The organism is Serratia sp. CY55921 (assembly GCF_052167655.1).
Classification (GTDB): Bacteria; Pseudomonadota; Gammaproteobacteria; order Enterobacterales; family Enterobacteriaceae; genus Serratia; species Serratia ureilytica.
This window is the reverse complement of sequence record NZ_JBJNMU010000001.1, coordinates 525,542-544,212: the sequence shown is the minus strand read 5'-3', so window position 1 is coordinate 544,212 and position 18,671 is coordinate 525,542. Positions and strand designations below refer to the sequence as shown.

Here is an 18,671-nt window from a genome sequence, read left to right as displayed (position 1 = left end):
GCTGACACCATGACGGTCTTTCATCGCCTGAACGTCGCCGCCATCGAGCGCGAAACGCCGGACGCCGTAGCCATCACCCTGCGGGTGCCCGAAGAGCTGCAAAACCAATACCGCTACACCCCCGGCCAGCACCTGACGCTCAAGGCGCGGGTCAACGGCGAAGAGCTGCGGCGTTGCTATTCCATCTGCAGTTCACCGCAGGAAGGCCTGCTGCAGATCGGCGTAAAAGCAATTGATCAGGGCCGTTTCTCCGGCTTCGTCAACCGTATGCTGAAAGTCGGCGATGCGCTGGAAGTGATGGTGCCGCAGGGGCGCTTCGGCTATCAGCCGCAGGCGGAGCGCCGCGGCAATTACCTGGCGATCGCCGCCGGCTCCGGCATCACGCCGATGCTGTCGATCATCAAAGCGACGCTGCAGCTCGAACCGAGCAGCAGTTTTACCCTGATCTACGGCAACCGCAACAGCCGTTCGATGATGTTCAAAGAAGCGCTGTCGGATCTGAAAAACCGCTACCCGCAGCGTTTTCAGCCGCTGTACCTGTTCAGCCAGGAGAGCCTCGACAGCCCGCTGCTCAGCGGCCGCATCGATCGTGAACGCCTGACGGCGATCGGCGGCGCGCTGCTGGATTTCCGCGACTATGACCACGCCTTCATCTGCGGGCCGGAATCGATGATGGACGACGCGCAGACCGTGCTGGAACAGGCCGGCGTTCCGGCCAACCACATCCACAGCGAACGTTTCAACACCAGCGGCCTGGTCGCCCGACCGCGCCACAGCGGCGATCGCAACGCCGCCAGGGTGACAATCCTGCTCGACGGCCGCCGGTTGGATATCGAGCTCGGCGAACAGGACGACAGCATTCTCGACGCTGCGCTGCGCCAGGGCGCCGATCTGCCCTACGCCTGCAAAGGCGGCGTATGCGCCACCTGCAAATGCCGTCTGAAGGCCGGCCATGTCGAGATGGGCGTCAACTACAGCCTGGAGCCGGATCAGTTGGCGGCGGGCTATGTATTGAGCTGCCAGTCGTGGCCGAAAGGCGACGGCGTGGTATTGGACTTCGACGTCTAGGAGCCGCGATGGATACCCCCTTTATTTTGCACCAGCAGCAGCACCGCGTGGTCACGCTGACGCTGCACCGCCCGGAGGCGCGCAATGCCCTGAGCACCCCTTGCCTGGAGCAGCTAGTGTTTCTGCTGGATCAGGCCGATGCCGACAGCGGCGTGGGCGCCGTGGTGATCGCCGGCGCGGCGCGTTTCTTTGCCGCCGGGGCCGATCTGCACGAGCTGCAACGGCAGGATCTGCCGGCCGCGCTGGCGGATCGCCGTCCGCAGCTGTGGCAGCGGCTGTCGCAGTTCAGCAAGCCGCTGCTGGCGGCGGTGAACGGCTATGCCCTGGGCGCCGGCTGCGAGCTGGCGCTGGCCTGCGACATCGTTATCGGCGGCGAAAGCGCCCGCTTCGGCCTGCCGGAGATCACCCTCGGCCTGATGCCGGGGGCCGGAGGCACCCAGCGCCTGATCCGCTGCGTCGGCAAGTCGCGCGCCAGCCAGATGGTGCTGACCGGCGAAGCCATCGACGCCCGCACCGCGCTGCAGGCTGGCCTTATCAGCGAAGTGTGCGTCGATGCCCTGACGCTGGAGCGCACGCAGCAGATTGCCGATCGCATCAGCCGTCAGGCGCCGCTGGCGCTGCGCGCCGCCAAGCAGGCGCTGAAACAGGCCGAGGAAACCGGCCTTAGCCAGGGGCTGGCGATGGAGCGTCAGCAGTTCGTCACCCTGGCCGCCACCGACGATCGCCGCGAAGGCATCGCCGCCTTTTTCGAAAAACGTACGCCAAACTATCAGGGGCGCTGATTTATGGATAACGCATTGATTCTCAGTCATCTCGACGCCGGCGTGTTGACGCTGACCCTCAACCGGCCGGATCGGCTCAACAGCTTTAACGACGAGATGCATCGCCAGCTGAGCGAAGCGCTGACGCAAGCCGAGCGCGACGACAGCGTGCGCTGCCTGCTGATCGCCGGTGCCGGGCGCGGTTTCTGCGCCGGGCAGGATCTCAACGATCGCAACGTCAGCGCCGATCAACAGGCGCCGGATCTCGGCCTGTCGGTCGAACGTTTATACAACCCCCTGATCCGCCGCCTGACCGCCCTGCCGAAACCGGTGGTATGCGCAGTCAACGGCGTGGCGGCCGGCGCCGGCGCCGCGCTGGCCCTGGCGTGCGATATCGTCATCGCCGCCGACAACGCCGGCTTTATTCAGTCGTTCTGCCGTCTGGGGCTGGTGCCGGATTCCGGCGGCAGTTGGTTCCTGCCGCGGCTGGCCGGCCACGCCCGCGCGATGGGCATGGCCTTGCTGGGTGACAAAATCAGCGCTCAACAGGCGCTGGAGTGGGGCATGATCTGGCAGGTGGTGCCGGCGGATGAATTGGCCGACCGCACGCAAACGCTGGCGCGCCATCTGGCCACCCAGCCGACTTACGGTCTGGGGCTAATCAAGAAAGCCATCTACAGTTCGGCCACCAACAGCCTCGATCAACAACTCGATCTGGAGCGCGATCTGCAGCGATTGGGCGGCCGCAGCGACGACTACCGCGAAGGCGTCAGCGCGTTCTTCGCCAAACGCACGCCAAACTTCAGCGGGAAATAGCCATGAACGCGCCCCTTCTTAACGGCCAGGTGGCGGTGATCGGCGCCGGCACCATGGGCATCGGCATTGCGCAGGTGGCCGCCGCCGCCGGTCACCCGGTGCGGCTGTTCGATATCGCCCCCGCCGCCGCCCAGCGCGCGATCGACGAACTCGCTCGCCGCCTGCGGCAGCGGGTCGACGGCGGCAAGGCCGACGCAAACACCACCGAGGCGCTGCTGGCGCGCCTCGAACGCGCCGACTCGCTCGAGCAACTGGCCGACTGCGCGCTGGTGATTGAAGCGGTGGCGGAAAATCTGGCGATCAAGCAGAGCCTGTTCCGCGATCTGGAAGCGGTCTGCTCGCCCACGGCGCTGTTCGCCAGCAATACTTCCTCGCTGTCGATCACCGCCATCGCCGGCGCCTTGCAACACCCGCAGCGCATGGCCGGGCTGCACTTCTTCAACCCGGCACCGCTGATGAAGCTGGTGGAGATCGTCAGCGGTCTGGAGACCGGGGCCGAGACCCTCGCCGCGCTGCAAGCCCTGGCGCAGCGCTGGGGTAAGCAGAGCGTCGTGTGCCGCTCGACGCCGGGATTCATCGTCAACCGCGTGGCGCGGCCGTTCTACGCCGAAACCCTGCGCGCGCTGGAAGAACGGGTGGCCGACGCCGCCACCCTGGATGCGGTAATGCGCGACGCCGGCGGTTTCGCCATGGGCCCGCTGCAGTTGACCGATCTGATCGGCCAGGACGTCAATTACGCCGTGACCGACTCGGTGTATCAGGCCTTCTACCAGGATCCGCGCTTCACCCCCTCGCTGGTGCAGCAGGAGCTGGTGGCCGCCGGGCGCCTCGGCCGCAAATCCGGCCGCGGCTTCTACCGCTACGACGCGCAACGCCCCACCGCAGAGATGATCGCCTTTGCGCCACCGGCGCAGGCCGCGCTGCCGCAGCGCGTTACGCTGCACGGCGACTGGTCTTCGCTGGCCGATTTGGCGCAGCTGTTAAGCGAAAATGCGGGGGCGATCAAACAACCTGGCCAGACCAGCCCGCACGTCACGATCGACGACGTTACACTGATGTTAACCAATGGTAAAACCGCCGGCCAACTGGCCGACGAACGTGGAATGCCCGTGGTGCTGTTCGATCTCTGTGCCGACTATGCGCATGCCTCCGCCATCGCCATCAGCTGCGCGGCGCAAAACGGCGCGCAACACAATGCCAAAGCGATCCGTCTGCTGCAGTCCCTCGGCAAACGCGTCATCCCGTTGCCGGATTACCCCGGCCTGCTAACGATGCGCACCCTGGCCATGCTGGCCAACGAAGCGCTCGACGTGGTGAACAAAGGCGTCGCCAGCGCCGAGGATACCGATCTGGCGATGCTGCGCGGGGTCAACTATCCGCGCGGCCCGCTCGCCTGGGGCGCCGCGCTCGGCTGGCGCCACATCCTGACGACGCTGGAAAACCTGCAACGCTATTACGGCGAGGCCCGCTATCGCCCGATGCCGCTGCTGCGCCGCTACGCTTCCCCCGCCTCTTTCTCAGGAGCCGAACAATGAACGCCAATACGCCGCGCGCGCTGGCTCAGCGCTGCGCCGAACAGATGTTCCAGCAAGATACCTGCGCTCAGGCGATGGGGATGCACATCGATGCCGTCGACGTAGGGTACGCGCAGGTCAGCATGACCGTCGGCCCGCAGATGCTCAATGGCCACCAGACTTGCCATGGCGGCCAGCTGTTCAGCCTGGCGGATACCGCCTTCGCCTACGCCTGTAACAGCCAGGGGCTGGCGGCGGTGGCTTCCGGCTGCAGCATCGACTTCGTCCGCCCGGCGCTGGCCGGCGATCGCCTCACCGCCAGCGCGCAGATGCGCCATCAGGGCAAAGCCACCGGGCTGTATGACGTCGAAATCGTCAATCAACAGGGCAAAACCGTCGCCTGGTTTCGCGGCCGCGCGCACCGCCTCGGTCACAGCATTTTAGGAGATCAGGCATGAATCAGGCATTTATCTGCGACGGCGTGCGCACCCCGATCGGCCGCTATGGCGGCGCGCTAGCCCAGGTGAGGGCCGACGATCTCGCCGCCCTGCCGCTGCGCGTGCTGCTGGAGCGCTATCCACAGGTGGATTGGGCGCAGCTGGACGATGTGATCCTCGGCTGCGCCAACCAGGCCGGGGAAGACAACCGCAACCTGGCGCGTATGGCATTGCTGCTGGCCGGGCTACCGGTCGGCGTTTCCGGCACCACGGTGAACCGCCTGTGCGGTTCGGGCCTGGATGCGCTGGCGATGGCGGCGCGCAGCATCAAGGCCGGCGACGCCGGGCTGATGCTGGCCGGCGGCGCGGAATCGATGACCCGAGCGCCGCTGGTGATGGGCAAGGCCGACAGCGCCTTCAGCCGCCAGGCGCAGCTGTACGACACCACCCTCGGCTGGCGCTTCGTCAACCCGCGCATGCAGGCCGAGTTCGGCACCGATTCGATGCCGGAGACCGCCGAAAACGTCGCGGCGCAGTTCAACATCAGCCGCGCCGATCAGGACGCCTTTGCGCTGCGCAGCCAGCAGCGCGCCGCCCGGGCGCAGGCGCTGGGATACCTGGCGCAGGAGATAGCGCCGGTCAGCCTCACCGGTAAAAAAGGCGCAGTCACCCTGTTCAGCCAGGATGAACACCCGCGCGCCGACACCACCTTCGATCAGCTGCAGGCGCTGAAAACCCTGTTCCGTCAGCCCGGCAGCATCACCGCCGGCAACGCCTCGGGGCTGAACGACGGCGCGGCCGCGCTGATCGTCGCCTCCGAAGCGATGGCGGCGCGCCAGGGCCTGACGCCGCGCGCGCGCATCCTTGCCACCGCCACCTGCGGCGTGGAGCCGCGGCTGATGGGCATCGGCCCGCTGCCGGCCACCCGCAAGGTGCTGGAGATCGCCGGGCTGAGCCTGGCGCAGATGGACGTCATCGAACTGAACGAAGCGTTCGCCGCCCAGGCGTTGGCGGTGATGCGCCAGCTTGGCCTGCCGGACGATGCCCCGCAGGTCAACCCCAACGGCGGCGCGATCGCTCTGGGGCACCCGCTGGGCATGAGCGGCGCGCGCCTGGCGCTGGCCGCCCTGTTTGAACTGGAACGGCGAGCCGGCCGCTACGCTCTGTGCACCATGTGCATCGGCGTGGGCCAAGGCATCGCCATGATCATTGAGCGTGTCTGACCCCTGAGGCTAACCATGACAATAAATCCACAGCCCCTCGAAACGATCGAATTCGCCTCGCGCGATGAGATTGAAGCGTTGCAGTTGGCGCGTTTGAAGTGGACGCTGCACCACGCCTACGACAATGTGCCGATGTACAAGCGCAAGTTCGATCAGGCGGGCGTACACCCCGACGATCTTAAGCAGCTGAGCGATCTGGCGCGCTTCCCCTACACCACCAAGCAGGATCTGCGCGACAACTACCCGTTCGACACCTTCGCGGTGCCGATGGAACAGGTGGTGCGCATCCACGCCTCCTCGGGCACCACCGGCCGCCCGACGGTGGTGGGCTACACCCAGCGCGACATCGATAACTGGGCCGATATCGTCGCCCGCTGCCTGCGCGCCGGCGGCGCCACCGCCAAAGACAAGGTGCACGTCGCCTACGGTTACGGCCTGTTTACCGGCGGCCTGGGGGCGCACTACGGCGCGGAGCGGCTCGGGGCCACGGTGATCCCGATGTCCGGCGGGCAGACGGAACGCCAGGCGCAGCTGATCCTCGATTTCAAACCCGACATCATCATGGTGACGCCGTCCTACTGCCTGACGCTGATCGATGAACTGGAGCGCAAAATGGGCGGCGACGCGCGCGGCTGCTCGCTGCGGCTCGGCGTGTTCGGCGCCGAACCCTGGACCGAAGCCCTGCGCCACGAAATCGAAACCCGCATGGGCATCAAGGCGCTGGATATTTACGGCCTGTCGGAGGTGATGGGGCCGGGCGTGGCGATGGAATGTCTGGAAAGCGGCGGCGGCCCTACCATTTGGGAAGACCACTTCCTGCCGGAGATCATCTGCCCGGAGACCGGTATCGCCCTGCCGGACGGCGAGCACGGCGAACTGGTGTTCACCACCCTGACCAAAGAGGCGCTGCCGGTGATCCGCTACCGCACCCGCGATCTCACCCGGCTGCTGCCGGGCGACGCGCGCCAGATGCGCCGCATGGGCAAAATCACCGGCCGCTCCGACGACATGCTGATCATCCGCGGCGTCAACGTCTTCCCGTCGCAGGTGGAAGAACAGATCATGCAGTTCGAGCAGCTGTCGCCGCACTATCAACTGCAGGTCAGCCGCAGCGGGCATCTGGACACGCTGGCGGTGCGCGTCGAGCTGAAAGAATCGGCGCTCAGCCTCAGCCATCAGCAGCGTTGCGATATCTGCCACCAGCTGCGCCACCACATCAAATCGATCGTGGGCGTCAGCACCGACGTCAGCATCGCCAACTGCGGCGATATTCCGCGCTCGGAAGGCAAGGCGCAGCGCGTGGTCGATCTGCGGCCGCGCTGAGGCGCACGGCGTCACGGATGACGCCGCCCCAAATCAAATTATGGTAATGTTGTGGCTCATCGAAGGCTAACCCATGGAAAAATATGGAACATAAACTGGATGAGTTCATTCGCCATGCCGTCGACGCCCAGCCGATCAGCGGCACGTCGCTGATCATTTCGCTGTACGGCGACGCGCTCAGCCACCGCGGCGGCGAAGTGTGGCTCGGCAGCCTGAGCGCGCTGCTGGAGGCCTTCGGTTTCGGCGATCGCTTCGTGCGCACCTCGGTGTTCCGCCTGCAGAAAGAGGGGTGGCTGGCGGTGGAGAAAATCGGCCGCCGCAGCTTCTACCGCGTGACCGAGCAGGGCATGCGCCAGTTCCGCCACGCCGAATCGAAGATCTATCTGCGCGAGCAGCCCGCCTGGGACGGCAAATGGGAGCTGTTGCTGCTGGAATGCGCCGAAAAAAACGCGCGCGCGCGGCTGAAAAAAGAGCTGGGCTGGCTCGGGTTCGGGCAGATCGCCAACAACCTGATGGCCGCCCCCACCCATGCGCAAACCGACGTGACGGCGCTGCTCGGCGAATTGAACGCCAGCGAGCAGGTGATCTACTTCCGCGCCGATTACCCCTACAACCGCTCCGAGCAAACGCTGCAGAAACTGGTGGCCGACTGCTGGTCATTGAGCGAGGTGGCGGCCGGTTATCATGAGTTTATCGTCTCTTTCCGGCCGCTGATGGCGCTGCTGCGCGAAGTCGACCCGGCGGCGCTGACGCCGCTGCGCTGTTTCCAGATTAAGCTATTATTGATTCACTTCTTCCGTCGCGTGGTGTTGAAAGATCCGCTGCTGCCGGACGCGCTGCTGCCCGCCCAGTGGGAGGGCCAGATCGCCCGCAATCTGTGCATCAATCTCTATCAGCAGGTCGATCGCGCCGCGACGGACTACGTCAGCGCGCTGGCGGAGACCACCATCGGCGCCCTGCCCGCGCCGGCCGCCGGCTACTATCGGCGCTTCGGCGGCCTGCCGCGCGACCCTACATGTTAAGGAACTCACGCTATGCCTGTGTATCAGATTGACGGCCTGACGCCGGTCGTTGACCCCAGCAGTTACGTGCACCCGACGGCGGTGCTGATTGGCGACGTGATCGTCGGCAAACACGTGTATATCGGCCCGAACGCCAGCCTGCGCGGCGATTTTGGCCGCCTGGTGATCTGCGACGGCGCCAACATTCAGGACAACTGCGTGATGCACGGCTTCCCGCAGCAGGACACGGTGGTGGAAGAAGACGGCCATATCGGCCACGGCGCCATCCTGCACGGCTGCCGCATTCGCCGCAACGCGATGGTGGGCATGAACGCGGTGGTGATGGACGGTGCGGAGATCGGCGAGAACACCATCGTCGGCGCGATGGCGTTCGTCAAAGCCGCGGCGGTGATCGAAGCCAACAAGCTGGTGGTCGGCAGCCCGGCGCGCGTGCTGCGCGATCTGACCGAACAGGAGCTGGCCTGGAAGATCGCCGGCACCCGCGAGTATCAGGATTTGGTGCAGCGCTGCAAATCCTCGCTGCACGAAGTGGCGCCGCTGACCGAAATCGAACCGGGCCGCCGGCGCCTGAGCTTCGGCGACCACCTGATCCCGAAAAGCCAGCTTTAATCCCCGGGGCTGAGATGCGCCTCAGCCCCTCCCCTTATTACTCCACCTCCGGCGCCTTGAACGGCGACGGCGTAGCCGCGCGGCGGCTCTGGAAGTGATAAGCCACCATCAGCAGCAAGGTGAACGGAATACCGAACCACAGCGTCATGCGGAAGAATTCGGTAAACGCCGTCGAGATCATCAACGCCGCCATCAGCCCGGCGCCGAGCAAGGTGGTATAGGGAAAGCCCCACATGCGAAATTTCAGGTGGGTCTGCCGATGCCGGCGGCGGAAGAACAGGTGGGTGACGAAAATCATCAGCCAGGTAAAGCAGGCGCCATACACCGAGATAGACATCATGGCGGCGAACGAGGTTTCCGGCGCCACCAGGCTCAGCACGATAGACACCACGATACCGATGCACGACATCGCCAGCGCATTGACCGGAATACCGCGCCGGCTGACGCGCCCCAACGCCGCCGGCGCCTGCCCGGCGCGCGACAGCGAGAACATCATGCGAGTGGTGATATACAGCTGGCTGTTCATTGCCGACAGCGCCGCCACCAGCACGATAAAGTTGAAAATACCGGCGGCGGCGGGCAGATGGATCACGTTCATCGCCATCAGGAACGGGCTTTCGCCGGTGCCGGACTGGCGCCAGGGCACGATGGCCAGCATCAGGGCGATCGACAGCATGTAGAAGATGAACAGCCGCACGATGGTGCCCTTGAACGCCGCCTTCACCGCAATCACCGGATTCTTCGCCTCGCCGGCGGCCACCGCGATCATTTCAATGCTCAGGTAGCTGAAGATGGACACGATCACCGCGAACCACATGCCCTTGACGCCAAACGGCATAAAGCCGCCGGCGGTCAGGTTGCGCAGACCATAGGCCGGGTTGCCCGAGAACGCCAGAATGCCGATGCCGATCAGAATAAACGCCACGATCGCCGTCACTTTGACGGTGGACAGCGCGTATTCCACCTGGCCGAACGATTTCACGCCGATCACGTTAACAACGATCACCGCCGCCGAGAACAGCAGCACCCACGGCCAGGTCGGCGTCGCCGGGAACCAGAACTGCATGTACATGCCGATGGCGGTGACTTCGGTGCCCACCGCCAGCACCACGCAAGACCAGTAAGAGTAACGCACCAGAAAACCGAACAGCGGGCCGAGATAGAATTCGGCGTAGTCGCCGAACGAGCCGGGCGTCGGGTGTTCGGAGGTCATTTCCGCCAGGCTGCCCATCAGCAGCAGCGCAATGACGCCACCGATCAGGTAGCTCAGCAATACCGACGGCCCCGCCATCTGAATGGCGTAGGCGCTGCCGAGAAACAGCCCGGTGCCGATGGCGCCGCCGATCGCCAGCATCGACATCTGCCCGGCGGTAAGATGCTTGTTCAACCCGCCCTGGCGGCGAGCGATATGCTCAAAATCATTCATCTGTGGCATGGCTGGGTTCCCGAGCGGAGTTAGGCGGTGCGGGTGACGTCGAGGATCGCGGCGGTCACATAGTCAATGTTGCCGGGGTTAAGCCCCGGCAGACACATGCGGCCGGGCGAGACCAGATAGATGGCATAGCGCTGCCGCAGGGTCTGCAGCTGCGCTTCGTTCAGGCCGGTATAGCTGAACATGCCGCGCTGATCGCGTATGCGCCGGTGATCCAGCGAAGAGCCACCCTGCGCCAGCCCGGCGGCCAGCTGTTCACGCATTTGCTTGATGCGCGAGCGCATTTCTGCCAGCTCATTGCGCCAAAGCTCGCCGAGTTCAGCGTCGCCGAGCAGGGTTTCCACGATCTGGCTGCCGTGCGTCGGCGGGCAGGAGTAGCTGCGGCGGATCAGCGTTTTTAACGCCCCTTTGACGTTGGCGGCATTTTCCGCGTCGGCGCAGCGCACCGATAGCGCGCCCAGACGCTGGCCGTACAGCGCGACGTTTTTGGAAAACGAATTGCAGACCAAAAACGGCAGATCGGTTTTCAGCGCTTCGCGCAATACAAAGCAGTCCTCCTCCAGCCCGTCGCCGAAGCCCTGATAGGCGATATCGAACAACGGCAGCAGGCTGCGTCGCTGCAGCACGGCGAGCGTGGCGCGCCACTGCTCCGCCGTCAGATCGGTGCCGGTCGGGTTATGGCAACAAGGGTGCAGCAAGACCACGCTGCCGGGCGGCAGGCTGTCCAACGCGTCGAGCATGGCGGCGAAACGCAGGCCGCCCGCCGCTTCATCAAAGTAGGGATAGGTATTCACCTGCAGCCCGGCGCCTTCGAAAATCGCCCAGTGATTGGCCCAGGTAGGATCGGACACCCAGATTTCGCCGCGCGTCAGAAAGTGACGCAAAAAATCCGCCGCCAGCTTCAACGCGCCGGAACCGCCGACGGTCTGCACCGTGGCGATCTCGGCCGCCTGTTGCTCACCGAACAGCAGCGCCTGCACCTGGCGGGCGAACTGCGGCGAACCTTCGATCGGCGGATAACCGTGCGGGCGGCGCAGCGCCAGCAACCGCTGCTCGGCGGCCTCAACCGCCTGCATCAGCGGAATATTCCCCTGCCGATCGTAATACAGCCCAATGCCTAAATTCACTTTTTTCGGATTGGGATCCTGCAAATAGGCTTCCATCAGCGACATAATAGGATCGGCGGCGGAAGGTGCAATCTGTTTAAACATGACGCATCCTTAACTCGTTATTGAATTAATATGAAGACAGGCTTAAGGAGAAATTAAATCAGGCGATGGCGCTGACGGTAATTTCTATTTTCATTCCGGGCACCACCAATTTCTCGACGATAACCGTGGAGCGATTGGGATAAGGATAATTAAAGTATTTCCGGTAAATATCATCGAGCCATTTAACGTCGTTAACGTCGGTAAGATACACGATCACCTGCAGCACCTTATCGCTGTGGCTGCCCGCCGCCTTCAGCGTCTGCGCCAGGTTATCGAAGGTCAGCGCAATCTGTCGCTCCGGCGCGCCGGTGTCGATGCTGCCGTCCGCCCGCACCGGGCCATGGGCGGTAAACAGCATGCCGCCGCCCCGGGTGGCCCAGGAAAAAGGCTGGCCGATATCCGGCAGCCCGGTCTCTACAATCTCGCGCATGTCAGTGGTTCCCGTGGTGGTCAAGTTGGCGAAGCAGCGCGCCGTCGGCGGCGAACAACGCATCCAGGATGGTGAAATGGTTGGCGCCTGGCACCGCGACCAGTTCAGCCGGCAGCCCGCGTTGGCGCAGCGCCGCATGATAGTGTTGCGACTGACCTCTCAGTTCCGGCAGCTCCAATGCGCCGTAATACAGCGTAAGCGGCTTGCCGCGCGTCGGCAGGCGGCGCGCCGGGCTGAGCGTTTCAATTTGCCGCGTGGTCAACTGCAGCGCCCGATTGACATAACTTTGTTGCAGCGGCGCCAGCTCGAACAGGCCGCTGATGGGAAAGACGGCATCCACCAACGCATGCTGCTGCCAGAGCGCCGCCAGCTGCCCGCCGGCGGAATGGCCGCACAGATAAACCGGATGGGCGTAGTGCGGCGGCAGGCGGCGCTGAATGGCATCCAGCGCCATTCCGATCTGTCGGCATATTTCGTCGAGATCCACCGCCGGTGCGAGCGCATATTCCACCAATACCACGTCAAAACCCAACGCCAGCGGCCCGGCGGCGATAAAGGCGAAATCCGCCTTATCGCAAAATTGCCAATAGCCGCCGTGAATAAAAATTAACGTCCCCTGATGCTGCTTTGCAGAATAGAGCCAATCAAATGTTTCGCGTTCGCCGTTGCCATAAGCAATATTATTTTCATGGCGCGTCTGTTTATAAACAGCCGCGCTGCGGGTTTGAAATGAAGTCAAAATAGCCGCTTCATTATCCACCGTGGCGCCGTTGTCATAACTCCCCGCAAGTGGTTTCATATATTAAACTTCGTTTATTATTTAAGATGTGAATTAACTATTAGCACCGACAACATTATTGTCAAGACGGGCGCATCAGCAATGCGCGCCCGGTAAAATAAAACCTGATGAATAATGAAAAAGTTTAACCCATGAAACTTGTTGCGTTTATTTCCCCCGCCCGTCCAGCTGAATTTGCGGCAAGGCGCTGAGCCGTTCAAATGCATAATCCCAAAAGGCGCGCACCTTCAGCGGCATGTGCTGCGCCTGCTGCGCCACCAGCTGTACCGGCATCGGCAACGGCTCATGATCCGTCAACAGCCGCACCAGCGTACCGGCGGCCAAATCGTCCGCCACCTGATACGAGAGCAACCGGGCGACGCCCTTGCCGGCGCGCACCGCCAGCAGTTGCGCTTCCACGTCGTTGAGCAACAGCCGGGGCGTCAATCGCACGCGCTCGCCGTTTTCCTGCGGGCCGAAGCGCCATTCGCGCAGCGACGGCCGCTGGGTGCCGACGATGGTGGCGTGCTCCGCCAGCTGCGCCGGCGATCGCGGTTCACCGCAGCGCGCCAGGTAATCCGGGCTGGCGACCGTCACCCGGCTGACCTGCCCCAGCCGCCGCGCCACGCGGGAAGAGTCCTGCAGATGACCGATGCGCACCGCGATATCCAACCCTTCGTCAATCAGATCGAGATTGCGATCGTTCAATACCATTTCGATCTGCATCTGCGGGTAATCATCGAGAAATGTCATCACCACCGGCGCCACGTACCGGCGGCCGAACTGCACCGGCGAGGTAACGCGCAGCAAGCCGCTCAGCTGCGCTTCGGCGGTATCCTGCACCACCGCCTGATAATCCTGCAGCAGCCGTTGCGCGCGCTCCAACAGCCGCGCACCCGCCTCGGTGGGCGCCAGCCGCCGGGTCGTGCGCTCCACCAATCGGGTGCCGAAACGCTGTTCCAGCGCGGCGATGGCCCGGGTGATCGCCGGCGCCGAACGCCGCAGTTTGCGCCCGGCCGCCGCCAGGCTGCCTTGCTGCACCACCGCCACGAAAATCGCCAACTCGTCTAACCGATCCATAGATTCTTCCGAAAAGTGAAATTATCAATTTCCACATTGCCGGATTTCGCTCGTTCAACGCAAGAGTATGCTGACAAAAAGCACTGAGGAGAAACGCCATGTCCACCATCACACTCTACGGCACCCCGCTTTCCGGCCACGTTCATCGCGTGGCGTTGCTGCTGCGCATGCTGGCGCTGCCCTATGCATGGGTCGAAGCCTCGGCGGACGTACGGCAGAGCGCAGCCTTCCGCCGGCTCAACCCGTTCGGCCAGATCCCGGTCTTGCAGGATGGCGATCTGACGCTGGCCGACAGCAACGCCATTCTGGTCTATCTGGTGAAGCGCTATGCGCCGGACAGCCACTGGCTGCCGGAACAGCCGGCCGCGGCGGCGCGAGTGCAGGCCTGGCTTTCCAAAGCCGCCGGTGAAGTCCGCTACGGCCCGGCGGCCTGCCGACTGATCGCCCAATTCGCCGTGCCGGAGGACTATCAGGCGGCGCGGGCGGTCAGCGATCGTTTCCTGCCGCAGATGGAACAGCATCTGAGCGAGCGGGACTACCTGGCCACCGAACACCCCACCATCGCCGATCTGGCCTGCCACAGCTACGTGGCGGTCGCGGCTGAAGGCGGCATTTCACTGTCGCCTTACCCTGCGATACGTCGCTGGGCGGCGCGCATCGCTGCACTGCCCGGCTTCTTTGCCATGCCGGCCCTGCCGGAACCGGCGGGGAGCTGACGCCATGATCCCTCAACTGTTCCATCCCGATGAGCTGCGCGCGCAGACGCTGGCCGGGTTTGGCAGCGTAGGCGGCGGCATCTACCCCGCGATGCCGGATCAGCATCGCGCGTTTTTCGCCGCGCTGCCCTACCTGTTTGTCGCCACGCTGGATGAACAAGGCTGGCCCATCGCCACCCTGTTCACCGGCCCGCCCGGATTTTTACGCACGCCGGACGACACGCATTTACGCATCAGCGCGCCGCGCCGCGGCGACGATCCCGCCCAGGCGCTGTTGCTGCCCGGCAAGCCGGTCGGCGCGCTGGGGCTGGATTTCAGCAACCGGCGGCGCAACCGCGCCAACGGCGCCATCGGCCGCACCGACAAAAACCGGGTGGAAATCCTCGTTCAGCAAAGCTTCGGCAACTGCCCGCAGTACATTCAGCGCCGCGAACTCTACCCGGTGGACAGCCGGCCGCAGCCGATTGAGCATTTGGCCGTGCTGGATGCGGCGGCGCAGGCGCTGATCCGCGCCGCGGACACCTGCTTCGTCGCCAGCTGCGCGCACCTGGCACTGGCGCAGGGCGGCGTGGATATTTCCCATCGCGGCGGCCGCCCCGGCTTTATCCACCTGGAAGGTGACACGCTGTGGATGCCGGACTTTCGCGGCAACCGCTACATGAACACGCTGGGCAATCTGCTGGCCGAACCGCGGGCGGCGCTGCTGTTCATCGATTTCGATCGCGGCGACGTGCTGCATCTGCAGGGGGAAACGCAAATCCTCTGGCAGGCGGAAGGGGATCCCGGCGTCGAAGGGGCGGAACGCTATTGGCGATTTGACGTGCGCCGCGCCTGGCGTTTTGCGGCGGCGTTGCCGTGGCGGGGGCGTAATCTGGAGTATTCGCCGGCGACGCTGGCGACCGGGGTGTGGCGCCGCTGAGCTGAAATGAAAAGCCCCGCGGCGGCGGGGCTGGATCGGAAATTACAGGCTGTGTTCGGCCGCCGATGCGGCCTGATAAAGCTGACGAAAATAATTTAACCGCGCAAAGAACAGGCGGCTTTGCTGCTCCGACATATTGCCGGCCACCTGCCCGGCGTCAATCTGCCGCCCTTGCCATTCCATCAGGGCAATGCTCGACGCCAAAAAATCCATTTCGCTGCCGTAGGCCGCGAGATGCCTGTCCACTGATTTCATCATTCGCACACTCCTTTTAATCACATCGAAAAGGGTCATATGCCTGCTCTTTCAGTATCGGCTCGCCGGCGGATGTTTTTTGTACAGAAGGTGCGCATGAAGAAAACGCTCATCTTGTCGCCACCTTGACAAACGGCGGCGGCAAAATTTGCTAGGGTAAAGGGTAGCCGTATGGGATAGACCATTCTGTTGAACTCAGCAAAGGAAGAGACCAATGAGCACCAGCATCAGCGCTACCCTCAAGGATCCCACGCTGTTCCGCGAGGCCAATTACATCGACGGGCAATGGTTGCCGGCCAAAGCAGGCCACACGATCGCCATTCATAACCCCGCCAACGGCGAGCTGGTCGGCCATGTGCCGGCCTTCGGCGCCGAAGAAACCGCGCGCGCCATCGCCGCCGCCAAAAAGGCGCTGCCCGCCTGGCGTGCGCTGACCGCCAAAGCGCGCGCCGGCAAGCTGCGGCGGCTGTTTGAATTGATGATGGAAAATCAGGAGGATCTGGCGCGCATCATGACGGCGGAACAGGGCAAACCGCTGGCCGAAAGCCGCGGTGAAATCGCCTATGCCGCCTCCTTTATCGAATGGTTCGCCGAGGAAGGCAAGCGGGTGTATGGCGACACGATTCCGCAGCCGCAGGCCGGTCGCCGCATCATCGTGCAAAAAGAGCCGATCGGCGTGTTCGCCGCCATCACTCCGTGGAACTTCCCGGCGGCGATGATCACCCGCAAAGCCGGCCCCGGCTGGGCGGCGGGCTGCACCGGGGTGATCCGCCCCGCCAGCCAGACCCCGTTCTCGGCGCTGGCGATCGCCGTACTTGCGGAGCGCGCCGGGCTGCCCGCCGGGGTGTGCAACGTGATAACAGGCCCCAGCAAAGGCATCGGCGGCGAACTCACCGCCAACCCGGACGTGCGTAAACTCTCCTTCACCGGCAGCACCGAAGTGGGGGCGCAGCTGCTGGCCCAGTGTGCGCCCACCATCAAGAAAACCAGCATGGAGCTGGGCGGCAACGCGCCGTTTATCGTGTTTGACGACGCCGATCTGGACGCCGCCGTGGCCGGCGCGGTCGCCTCGAAATACCGCAACGCCGGCCAGACCTGCGTCTGCACCAACCGTTTTCTGGTGCAAGACGGCGTATACGATGCCTTCGCCGCCAAACTGAAAGCCGCCGTCGCCAAGCTGAAAGTCGGCAACGGCCTGGATGACGGCGTCACCATCGGCCCGTTGATTAACCCGGACGCGGTGGAGAAAGTGCGCGAGCACATCGCCGACGCCGTCGAGCACGGCGCCTCGGTGCTGCTGGGCGGCAAGCCTGACGCGCTGGGCGGCAATTTCTTCAGCCCGACCATCCTGACCGACGTGCCGCGCACGGCGAAAATCTTCCGCGAGGAGACGTTCGGCCCGGTGGCGCCCCTGATCCGCTTCAGCCAGGAAGCCGACGCCGTCGAACTGGCCAACGACACGCCGTTCGGCCTGGCCGCTTACTTCTACAGCCGCGACATCGGCCGGGTGATGCGCGTGGCCGAAGCGCTGGAGTACGGCATTGTCGGCATCAACGAAGGGCTGATCTCCACCGAAGTGGCGCCGTTCGGCGGCATGAAACACTCCGGTTTGGGCCGTGAAGGCTCAAAATACGGCATCGAAGACTATCTCGAGATCAAATACCTGTGCCTCGGCGGCCTGGGCGCCTGATGCGAGGGTCCCCGCGTCTGCGGGGGCCCTGTCTGGCGGTTTTGGGGAGCCTTTGCTACCTTTAGGCATCTTTTCAGCGGTTAAAAGGAATTGCCTCTATGCAGCCTCTCTCGGTACACCTGCCCGGTTTTTACGTCGTCGGCCTGACAATCAGAACCACCAATCAGGACGAAACCCAGCCCGAGACGGCTAAAATCCCGGCGCTGTGGTCAGACTTTTTCGCCACGTCGCCCGCCATGCCGGTTTACGGGGTCTACTCCAATTACGCCTCCGACGCCAGCGGGCCGTTTGACGTCACCGCCGGCAGCGCGGCAGAGAGCGGTTTGCACATCCAACCCGGCCGCTATCTGGTGTTCCAGGCCCGTGGCGCCATGCCGGCGGCGGTTATCGCAGGCTGGCAAGCCATCTGGGCCTACTTCGAGCAACACCCGGAAATCGAACGTCGCTTCCTGACCGACTTCGAAGCCTATACCGGCCCCGACGCAGCCGATATCCATATCGGCTGCCGCTAACGCGACAGTGAGGTCAACAATGATGACGCTCTCCCCCGCCATTCCGATCCTGCGTATCTTTTCAGTCGACAAGGCCAAAGAGTTTTATCTGGATTTTCTCGGTTTCACGCTGGCGTGGGAGCACCGTTTCAGCAAAGATCTGCCGCTGTACATGCAGATCGCCCGCTCAGAGCTGACGCTGCACCTGAGCGAACACTATGGCGACAGCACGCCCGGCGCCGCCATTTTCATCCCGGTGCACGATATCGACGCGCTGCACCAGGAGCTCACGGCCAAAAACTATCGCTATGCCAGGCCGGGGCTGGAGGTTGTCGACTGGGGCAAAGAGCTCAACCTCACCGATCCGTTCGGCAACCGCCTGCGGTTTTGCGAACAGAGCCCCCCGGCCTGATCGGCGTTATGGTCGGTAGTCCGCCTCGCTGACCGGCTCCAGCCAGGTCACCGGGCTACCGTCCACCGCTTCGGCGATGGCGATATGGGTCATGGCGGTGTCCGGTGTCGCACCGTGCCAGTGTTTGACGTCGGCCGGTATCCAAACGATATCGCCGGGGTGCATCTCCTGCGTCTTCTCGCCCCACATCTGGATCCACCCGCGCCCCTGAGTGACGATCAGCGTCTGGCCGAGCGGATGCGTATGCCATGCCGTGCGGGCGCCGGGTTCGAAGGTGACGGTCGCGCCGCCCACCCTGGCCGGCGCATCACCGGCGAACGGCGCGTCGATGCGTACCTGCCCGGTAAAGTAATCCGCCGAACCGCGCTGTGATGGGATAGAACCGCTGCGTTGTATTTTCATCTGTCGTGTCCTCCGCGCCGGATCTCACAGCCGGCGCTGATAATCATGAGTGAGTGATGTCAAGATAGCGCCATGCTTTTCC

21 protein-coding genes are annotated in these 18,671 nt (G+C 64.0%); 14 read left to right on the top strand and 7 right to left on the bottom strand.

What is annotated here, in order from left to right; translation table 11 throughout:
• The first annotated feature begins 9 nt into the window (after positions 1-9).
• The 9 genes from paaE to paaY all read left to right on the top strand — a co-directional run bounded on the left by paaE (position 10) and on the right by paaY (position 8,773).
• The gene (gene paaE, locus ACJ8M3_RS02550; protein WP_047574663.1) at positions 10-1,068 is read left to right on the top strand and encodes a 1,2-phenylacetyl-CoA epoxidase subunit PaaE; all 1,059 of its coding nucleotides are present in this window, start codon (positions 10-12) and stop codon (positions 1,066-1,068) included.
• 8 nt (positions 1,069-1,076) lie between these two features.
• Positions 1,077-1,850, top strand: a complete 774-nt coding sequence (paaF, locus tag ACJ8M3_RS02545) for a 2,3-dehydroadipyl-CoA hydratase PaaF (RefSeq protein WP_089197192.1) — start codon at positions 1,077-1,079, stop codon at positions 1,848-1,850.
• Between the two features lie 3 nt (positions 1,851-1,853).
• Positions 1,854-2,645 (top strand): 2-(1,2-epoxy-1,2-dihydrophenyl)acetyl-CoA isomerase PaaG, encoded by a 792-nt coding sequence (gene paaG, locus ACJ8M3_RS02540; RefSeq protein ID WP_442514601.1) that lies wholly within the window; start codon positions 1,854-1,856, stop codon positions 2,643-2,645.
• 2 nt (positions 2,646-2,647) lie between these two features.
• Positions 2,648-4,180 (top strand): 3-hydroxyacyl-CoA dehydrogenase, encoded by a 1,533-nt coding sequence (locus ACJ8M3_RS02535; protein WP_089197193.1) that lies wholly within the window; start codon positions 2,648-2,650, stop codon positions 4,178-4,180.
• Positions 4,177-4,617, top strand: coding sequence for a hydroxyphenylacetyl-CoA thioesterase PaaI (gene paaI, locus ACJ8M3_RS02530; protein ID WP_033643614.1), 441 nt, complete (start codon positions 4,177-4,179; stop codon positions 4,615-4,617). The genes ACJ8M3_RS02535 and paaI overlap by 4 nt, the downstream gene beginning before the upstream one ends.
• Positions 4,614-5,819: a 3-oxoadipyl-CoA thiolase gene (gene pcaF / locus ACJ8M3_RS02525; protein WP_089197194.1), complete on the top strand. Its 1,206-nt coding sequence runs from the start codon at positions 4,614-4,616 to the stop codon at positions 5,817-5,819. Before paaI ends, pcaF begins: the two co-directional genes overlap by 4 nt.
• A 15-nt stretch (positions 5,820-5,834) precedes the next feature.
• Entirely contained in the window at positions 5,835-7,142 is a 1,308-nt protein-coding gene (gene paaK, locus ACJ8M3_RS02520; protein WP_016927188.1) for a phenylacetate--CoA ligase PaaK, read from the top strand.
• A gap of 83 nt (positions 7,143-7,225) precedes the next feature.
• Positions 7,226-8,164: a phenylacetic acid degradation operon negative regulatory protein PaaX gene (paaX, locus tag ACJ8M3_RS02515; RefSeq protein WP_046687375.1), complete on the top strand. Its 939-nt coding sequence runs from the start codon at positions 7,226-7,228 to the stop codon at positions 8,162-8,164.
• 12 nt (positions 8,165-8,176) lie between these two features.
• On the top strand, positions 8,177-8,773 hold the full coding sequence (gene paaY, locus ACJ8M3_RS02510) for a phenylacetic acid degradation protein PaaY (RefSeq protein ID WP_033643617.1): 597 nt from the start codon (positions 8,177-8,179) through the stop codon (positions 8,771-8,773).
• Positions 8,774-8,810: 37 nt separating this feature from the next.
• Here paaY and ACJ8M3_RS02505 read toward each other — a convergent pair whose 3' ends face one another.
• The 5 genes from ACJ8M3_RS02505 to ACJ8M3_RS02485 all read right to left on the bottom strand — a co-directional run bounded on the left by ACJ8M3_RS02505 (position 8,811) and on the right by ACJ8M3_RS02485 (position 13,704).
• Positions 8,811-10,208, bottom strand: a complete 1,398-nt coding sequence (locus ACJ8M3_RS02505; RefSeq protein WP_089197195.1) for an amino acid permease — start codon at positions 10,206-10,208, stop codon at positions 8,811-8,813.
• Between the two features lie 20 nt (positions 10,209-10,228).
• Positions 10,229-11,416, bottom strand: coding sequence for an amino acid aminotransferase (locus ACJ8M3_RS02500; protein WP_089197196.1), 1,188 nt, complete (start codon positions 11,414-11,416; stop codon positions 10,229-10,231).
• A gap of 58 nt (positions 11,417-11,474) precedes the next feature.
• The gene (locus ACJ8M3_RS02495) at positions 11,475-11,846 is read right to left on the bottom strand and encodes a RidA family protein (RefSeq protein WP_033643621.1); all 372 of its coding nucleotides are present in this window, start codon (positions 11,844-11,846) and stop codon (positions 11,475-11,477) included.
• 1 nt (position 11,847) lies between these two features.
• Positions 11,848-12,645: an alpha/beta hydrolase gene (locus tag ACJ8M3_RS02490; RefSeq protein WP_060660544.1), complete on the bottom strand. Its 798-nt coding sequence runs from the start codon at positions 12,643-12,645 to the stop codon at positions 11,848-11,850.
• Positions 12,646-12,792: 147 nt separating this feature from the next.
• Entirely contained in the window at positions 12,793-13,704 is a 912-nt protein-coding gene (locus tag ACJ8M3_RS02485) for a LysR family transcriptional regulator (RefSeq protein WP_089197197.1), read from the bottom strand.
• Positions 13,705-13,802: 98 nt separating this feature from the next.
• Between ACJ8M3_RS02485 and ACJ8M3_RS02480 the strand changes: the two genes are divergently transcribed.
• Positions 13,803-14,420, top strand: a complete 618-nt coding sequence (locus tag ACJ8M3_RS02480; protein ID WP_046687379.1) for a glutathione S-transferase family protein — start codon at positions 13,803-13,805, stop codon at positions 14,418-14,420.
• Positions 14,421-14,424: 4 nt separating this feature from the next.
• Positions 14,425-15,339 (top strand): pyridoxamine 5'-phosphate oxidase family protein, encoded by a 915-nt coding sequence (locus tag ACJ8M3_RS02475; RefSeq protein WP_033643626.1) that lies wholly within the window; start codon positions 14,425-14,427, stop codon positions 15,337-15,339.
• Positions 15,340-15,381: 42 nt separating this feature from the next.
• Here the strand turns inward: ACJ8M3_RS02475 and ACJ8M3_RS02470 are convergent, their stop codons facing one another.
• Entirely contained in the window at positions 15,382-15,597 is a 216-nt protein-coding gene (locus ACJ8M3_RS02470; RefSeq protein WP_004935234.1) for a glycogen synthase, read from the bottom strand.
• A gap of 211 nt (positions 15,598-15,808) precedes the next feature.
• Here ACJ8M3_RS02470 and gabD point away from each other — a divergent pair, with 211 nt between their 5' ends.
• From gabD to ACJ8M3_RS02455, 3 genes are all read left to right on the top strand, one after another.
• Positions 15,809-17,284 (top strand): NADP-dependent succinate-semialdehyde dehydrogenase, encoded by a 1,476-nt coding sequence (gene gabD, locus ACJ8M3_RS02465; RefSeq protein WP_033643628.1) that lies wholly within the window; start codon positions 15,809-15,811, stop codon positions 17,282-17,284.
• Between the two features lie 98 nt (positions 17,285-17,382).
• Entirely contained in the window at positions 17,383-17,796 is a 414-nt protein-coding gene (locus ACJ8M3_RS02460; RefSeq protein ID WP_033643629.1) for a GyrI-like domain-containing protein, read from the top strand.
• A gap of 22 nt (positions 17,797-17,818) precedes the next feature.
• Positions 17,819-18,187 carry a glyoxalase superfamily protein gene (locus tag ACJ8M3_RS02455; protein WP_033644308.1) on the top strand — a complete coding sequence of 123 codons (369 nt, stop codon included), beginning with the start codon at positions 17,819-17,821 and terminating at the stop codon, positions 18,185-18,187.
• A 6-nt stretch (positions 18,188-18,193) separates the two neighbouring features.
• Here ACJ8M3_RS02455 and ACJ8M3_RS02450 read toward each other — a convergent pair whose 3' ends face one another.
• The gene (locus ACJ8M3_RS02450) at positions 18,194-18,589 is read right to left on the bottom strand and encodes a (R)-mandelonitrile lyase (RefSeq protein WP_033643630.1); all 396 of its coding nucleotides are present in this window, start codon (positions 18,587-18,589) and stop codon (positions 18,194-18,196) included.
• Positions 18,590-18,671 lie beyond the last annotated feature (82 nt).